The 4,540-nt window shown below is 50.8% G+C and carries 6 protein-coding genes; all 6 read right to left on the bottom strand.

Annotation, left to right across the window (positions count from 1 at the left end; genetic code table 11):
* A partial coding sequence (locus COY37_RS04820; RefSeq protein ID WP_286976472.1) for a hypothetical protein occupies positions 1-240 on the bottom strand: 240 nt, incomplete at its 3' end.
* Between the two features lie 25 nt (positions 241-265).
* A complete protein-coding gene (locus COY37_RS04815) occupies positions 266-949 on the bottom strand; it encodes a lytic transglycosylase domain-containing protein (protein ID WP_286678721.1) in 684 nt (227 codons plus the stop codon).
* A 2-nt stretch (positions 950-951) separates the two neighbouring features.
* Positions 952-1,410: a flagellar export protein FliJ gene (gene fliJ / locus COY37_RS04810; protein WP_286678720.1), complete on the bottom strand. Its 459-nt coding sequence runs from the start codon at positions 1,408-1,410 to the stop codon at positions 952-954.
* Between the two features lie 11 nt (positions 1,411-1,421).
* Positions 1,422-2,750 carry a flagellar protein export ATPase FliI gene (fliI, locus tag COY37_RS04805; RefSeq protein ID WP_502690514.1) on the bottom strand — a complete coding sequence of 443 codons (1,329 nt, stop codon included), beginning with the start codon at positions 2,748-2,750 and terminating at the stop codon, positions 1,422-1,424.
* Between the two features lie 7 nt (positions 2,751-2,757).
* The gene (locus COY37_RS04800) at positions 2,758-3,438 is read right to left on the bottom strand and encodes a FliH/SctL family protein (protein ID WP_286678718.1); all 681 of its coding nucleotides are present in this window, start codon (positions 3,436-3,438) and stop codon (positions 2,758-2,760) included.
* On the bottom strand, positions 3,431-4,468 hold the full coding sequence (gene fliG / locus COY37_RS04795) for a flagellar motor switch protein FliG (protein ID WP_286976465.1): 1,038 nt from the start codon (positions 4,466-4,468) through the stop codon (positions 3,431-3,433). Before fliG ends, COY37_RS04800 begins: the two co-directional genes overlap by 8 nt.
* Positions 4,469-4,540: the final 72 nt, after the last annotated feature.

Here is a 4,540-nt window from a genome sequence, read left to right as displayed (position 1 = left end):
AACTGATGTTGTAGTTGTCCCGGTTTCTTCCTCTGCTGCTTTGGCCGTCTTTTCGGACGTCCTGCTCTTGTTGTTACTATCGACTTTTACCTTTGCGACATTAGTTTTTTTCTTATCTGCCGGGAACTTTATTACTCCGGTATATTTGAGCGTGGCTATCAATACCACTACATATATCACGATTAGAATTACTGCTAATACTACCCCGTTTTTTTGCTTTTTTGCTTTTGCCGCACCCACGTTTTAAGCCTCCAGAGATATACCGTTATGCCTTTAGCTCGCCCCACCGGCGCATTATCTTAGCAACATACGCCCTTGTCTCTTTAAAAGGCGGAATTCCACCGAATTTCTTTACGTTACCCGGACCCGCGTTATACGCGGCAAGGGCAAGCTCGACCTTATCGAAACGGTCGAGCATCATCTTGAGATATTTGCTGCCGCCATCGATATTTTGAGCCGGGTCAAGCGGATCGATCACGCCCATCGACTTGGCTGTCGAGGGCATAAGCTGCATCAAGCCCGTCGCCCCCACCGGTGATTTAGCCTTTGGGTTAAAACCCGATTCCGCCTCAATAACCGCTTTAATGAGCCCCTCGTCAAGACCGTATTTTTGAGCGGCATCCGCTATTAAATCATCGAAACCGCTCTTCTTCGTAGTAGAAGCACTTTTAGTAGAGGTAACCGCACAGGCAGTGCTAGCTTGAGTGGCTTTTACCTTCTGCTCAACGAGCTTCATGACATCTGAGAAACCTGAAGTTTGCTGTGTTGCATCAGCCCCATCCGTCGTATCGGCTATGCCGGCCATACCGGCGAGATCCGCGAGATCGGTAACCCGCTCACTTTGGTTGGCACCCTGATTTACGGTTTGACCTGACTGCATCGGGGACTGACCGAAGTGGCTTTGAATCTGCTGAATTCTACTCATGATGCGCTCGATGTTTCCCAGCATCTCTACTCCTTAAATGAAGAATCCATGCGGTTGTACCGCATGGTCGCCATCTCATCGATCAGGGTTTGTTCGGCCTTATCGGCTTCCACCTTATACTCTTCATATTTCTTAGTATGTAGTTTTTCCATGATCTTTTTATTTTTTGATGCCTCAACCAGGCGCTCTTGAGCCCTTTTGACTTCATTGGCGATATCGGTGAGCTTAATGGTCTGCACCTCGATCTCGCGCTCCACACGATCTCTATATGTTGAGTAAGAAGCTGCCTCCGAAGCGGTAAAGGACGATTGTTGTTTGAGCCTGAGTTCCGCTTGAATATCTAAGAGCTTAGACTTAAGCTTATCCAGCACTGCCTTCTCTGTATCAAAAAGCAACTTGACTTCGGCAAGCTCTTTTTTAAAGATATCTTCTTTTTTTTGGCGGTGATGCAGGACGGGTTGCAACTTAAACTTAAAGCTTCTCAAAGTTGTTCCTTTTATTGGTTAGCTTCATCTGTAAAGATAGTTTCGAGACCCTGAACAATAGCGTTGAAATCTTCCCGCTCGGCAACTCCCTGCTTCAAGAAGGTGTTTACATAATCGATAAGCTCTATCGCGTAATCGATTCTTGGGTTGCTGCCGCTGACATATGCACCGATATTGATGAGGTCTTCCGCCTCGCGATAAGTGGCCAAAATATCTCTGGTGCGACCGGCCGCCGAGATATGCTCGTCACTTACGATATCGGGCATCACCCTGCTCACGCTCTGCAGGATATCGATTGCGGGATAGTGGTTTTGTGAAGCAAGCCTTCGCGAGAGTACCACGTGACCGTCAAGAATACCGCGAACGGCATCCGCTATGGGCTCGTTCATGTCGTCGGCTTCGACGAGCACCGTATACAACCCTGTTATCGTGCCCTTTTTGGCGGTACCCGATCGCTCAAGGAGCTTTGGCAGAAGAGCAAATACCGATGGCGTATAGCCCCTGGTGGCGGGAGGTTCCCCGATGGCCAGCCCGACCTCACGCTGTGACATCGCAAACCTGGTTACCGAGTCCATCATGAGCATAACGTCTTTACCCTGGTCCCTAAAGTACTCGGCGATCGCCGTTGCGGCAAACGCGCCCTTAAGCCGAATCAGCGCGGGCTGGTCGGATGTCACTACAACCACTACCGAACGGGCCAGACCTTCCTCACCTAGGTCCTTTTCGATAAAGTCCCTGACCTCCCTACCCCTCTCTCCAATCAGCCCGATTACGTTAACATCGGCTTCTGTGTTTCGTGCGATCATACCGAGAAGCGTGCTCTTACCTACACCGCTTCCCGAAAAGATACCGATCCTCTGTCCCCTACCGCATGTGAGAATGCCGTCGATTGCCTTGATGCCAAGCGCGAGATGCTGGCTGATTCTCGCCCTACTTAAAGGATCGGGGGGCTTGTTATGTAGCGGGTAGTCTTTCGATGCTAAAATCGGCCCCTTATCGTCAATGGGTGCGCCAAGACCATCGACCACGCGCCCGAGCAGGGTTTCTCCAACGCCGATCGAGAGCGACTTGCCGCTCGCCACGATCTCACTTCCCGGCTTGATCCCGCTCATATCGCCAAGCGGCATTAAGAGAACCCTGTCCTCCTTAAAGCCTACTACCTCAGCGGCTACGGGCGGTTCGTTTCTTGATATATGTATGTGGCACAGTTCACCGATTTGGGCAGCCGGGCCGCACGACTCGATAACAAGTCCGACTACCTGAGTGACCTTGCCGTTTTGCTTTATCGGCGCGATCTTGCGCACAACTTCGCTAAATTTCGTAAAATCAACCTGCTTGATCCCGGGGCTAGTCATCAGTCACGACCCCTCGTAATGATTGCTCGATCTGGGATAACTGGGATTGGACACGGGCATCGACATTACCAACGCTGGTTTCGAAAACACAACCGCCGCGTCCCACCCTCCTGTCGGGCATTACCTCGATCTTCTTAATGCCATCCATGGTAGCAATAAGATCGTCTTTGTGGGTCTTTACCACATCCACATCCTCAGGATTGACTCTGATCTGGATGTGCTCGCGCGCGGCTGCCATCAGCAATGCTCTCTTAGCCATGTCTATAACTACATCCGGCTTCGTTGCAATATGCTCGCCGACAATTTTTTCCGCTATCTGAATGGCGAGGTCGACGATGTTTGTCTCAACATCGTTCACGAACTTCCATTTTTCCTGGACCGCCTGCTCGGCCATCGACTTGATAATCTCAACCATCTCAGCGGTCTGCACTCTGGCAAAATCAAGCCCCTGCTCATACCCTCTCTGGTACGCCTCGTGCTCGATCTGCTGGGCCTGCTCCTCAGCGCTTTGTATAATTACCTTGGCTTTTGCCGTAGCATCATTGATAAGGGCTTTGCCTTGTGGACTATCGCTCGGGATAATACCGCCGGGATTAACATCCCCGGCCAAGCCCTCCGGGATGGGTTCAAAGTGCAGGCTTTTTATCTGGCCACCGCGGATAATTCTAGACAACGATCTCTTCCTCTCCTCCGCGCGCGACAATAATTTCGCCTTCCTCTTCCAGGCGGCGTACCGTGTTTACGATCTCCTGCTGTGCCAGCTCGACGTCCTTTAGGCGCACCGGTCCGAGGAACTCCATGTCTTCTCTTAGCATCTCGCCGGCCCTCTGCGACATATTCGCAAAGATCTTCTCTTTAAGGTCATCGTTTGCAGTCTTAAGCGCAAGAGCGAGTTTCTTGGAATCGACCTCTCGAAGCAACCGCTGGACAGCGCGATCCTCAAGATTGACGAGGTCTTCAAAGGTAAAGAGCTTCCTGCGAATCTCATCCGCCAAATCGGGGTTCTCATCCTCGAGAACCTCAAGGATCGCCCGCTCAATTCCCCTGTCGACCTGGTTTAGGATTTTTACAGTGGCGTCCAAGCCGCCGACAGTTGAATACTCCTGTCCGCGTGCCAGCGAGGAAATCTTTGACTCGAGGATGCTTTCCACCTCGGCGATAATATCCGGGGTGGTCCTATCCATAAGTGCGATTCGCTTGACAACTTCAGCCCTCAGGCTGGTGTCGAGCTGCTTAAGTATCAGCGAAGCCTGTTCCGGCTTGAGGTGCGTTAGCACCAGGGCGATTGTTTGCGGGTGCTCGTCCTCGATGAAGCTAAAAATTTCGTTTGGGTCTGCATTACGCAGGAAGTGAAACGGCGCCAGCTCAAGCGTCGTCGTAAGCCTATCAATAATCTCTTTGGCCTTATTCTTGCCCATAGCCCTTTCCAGCAGATCCGTCGCGTACTCAAGACCGCCTGAGGTTATAAAACCCCGGGCTTCATACATGTCGTGAAACTCTTTTAGAACGTTATCGGTTACCTCTTGCGGTGATTTCTCGACATGCGCAATCTCGGCGACAAGCATTTCAACCTCAAATTCGTTAAGTCTCTTCAATATTGAAGACGAAAGATCAGGGCCAAGTGCAAGAAGCAGTATGGCGGCTTTCTGCCTATCTGATACGGATTGTCGTGTGCCGGATCCTCGTCTCGGACTTGGTGCCAATTGAAACCTACCTCCACATACCGGTGCGTTTAGAAAATTTAGAAAATAAAGTTGTTATGTATTTATGTGTTC

Source organism: Candidatus Aquicultor secundus (assembly GCF_002791875.1).
In the GTDB taxonomy this organism is placed as follows: Bacteria; Actinomycetota; Aquicultoria; order Aquicultorales; family Aquicultoraceae; genus Aquicultor_A; species Aquicultor_A secundus.
Note: the sequence above shows the minus strand (reverse complement) of the source record. Positions and strands in the feature narration are given on the sequence as shown.